Source organism: Polynucleobacter sp. 39-46-10 (assembly GCF_002282275.1).
This window is the reverse complement of sequence record NZ_NCJB01000467.1, coordinates 1-1,421: the sequence shown is the minus strand read 5'-3', so window position 1 is coordinate 1,421 and position 1,421 is coordinate 1. Positions and strand designations below refer to the sequence as shown.

Annotated in this window: 2 protein-coding genes; both read right to left on the bottom strand. The window is 50.0% G+C overall.

Annotation, left to right across the window (positions count from 1 at the left end; genetic code table 11):
• A partial coding sequence (locus B7X71_RS16840; RefSeq protein WP_293601587.1) for a demethoxyubiquinone hydroxylase family protein occupies positions 1 to 343 on the bottom strand: 343 nt, incomplete at its 3' end.
• A gap of 15 nt (positions 344 to 358) precedes the next feature.
• Entirely contained in the window at positions 359 to 1,396 is a 1,038-nt protein-coding gene (bioB, locus tag B7X71_RS16835) for a biotin synthase BioB (protein WP_293598370.1), read from the bottom strand.
• Positions 1,397 to 1,421 lie beyond the last annotated feature (25 nt).

The following is a 1,421-nucleotide window of genomic DNA, read 5'->3' as shown; positions in this document are numbered from 1 at the left end:
CATACCAAATTGGATTGAGATAACTCGTGTGCGAACCCAACTCTTGAAGACGCGTTTCGCACCAAGCTAAATGATCCATTTCCTCTTGGCCAGAATGATCCAGCATCTGTCGAATTTCAGGGTTGCGAGCTACTAATTTTTGAGATTGATACAGGGCTTGGGCGCAAACCTCACCCACATGATTTACACGCATCAATCCAGCGGCATGCTCCCGATCTTTTGTGTCCAATAAAGCGGTAGATTGCTTATCTGAACCCGGGGTTGGACGATGGGCATGGGCGCCCCCCACTACCGAGCGTAAGGCTGTATCAAACTCAATAATGAAGCGATCAATTAGGGTCATGAGAGGGATTTAAAGCTAGACCAGAACCTCTGCTTTACAGCTTTGCTTGGTCTTTAAACCTAGCTCGGCCAACAGTTCACGGTCTTGCTCTGCCTCGGGATTACCGGTAGTGAGTAGTTGCTCACCATAGAAAATAGAATTCGCACCAGCTTGGAAGCACATGGCCTGAACCGCCCTGCCGAGCTCTTGGCGACCGGCTGACAAACGCACGCGTGCACGGGGCATAGTGATACGGGCCACTGCAATGGTTCTCACAAACTCCAATGGATCCAATGGCTTCTGATCTGCCAATGGGGTTCCTGCTACAGGAACCAGATGATTGATCGGAACTGATTCTGGATAGGGGCTTAAATTGGCCAAGCGTGCCAAGAAAGCTGCACGCTGTTCACGAGATTCACCCATGCCCACAATGCCGCCGCAGCACACTGACATGCCTGCAGCACGTACATTAGAAATCGTATCTAAACGGTCTTGGTACCCACGGGTGGAAATGACTGAGCGATAGAAGTCCTCGCTGGTATCCAAATTGTGGTTGTAGAAGTCTAAGCCTGCCTCCTGAAGGGCTTGAGCCTGATTGGCTTCCAACATCCCCAGTGTCGCGCAGGTTTCTAAGCCCAAGGCCTTCACCCCCTTAATCATGGCGGTGACTTTTTCAATATCACGGTCTTTAGGCTCTCGCCAAGCAGCGCCCATACAGAAACGATTCGATCCAGCAGCTTTAGCAGCCTTAGCGGCAGCCAAAACCTCATCCAAATCCATCAACTTATTGGCTTTGACGTCGGTGTCATAACGAGCTGCCTGTGGGCAATAGCCACAATCCTCAGGGCAGCCACCAGTCTTGATTGACAAGAGAGTAGCTAATTCCACATCACCATCAGGGAAGTTAGCACGATGGGTTTCTTGTGCCCTGAACATTAACTCACTAAAAGGTAGGGCAAATAAAGCCTCAATCTGGGCCACTGACCAAGCACCCGAAGCATCGACCTCCTTATGCAAATCCTTTTGAGACTTGACTTGGGTAAGGGGTTTTTCAGTAGTTTGGGTGGCCTGCATGGTCGAATTCCAGAAAATAGATCAA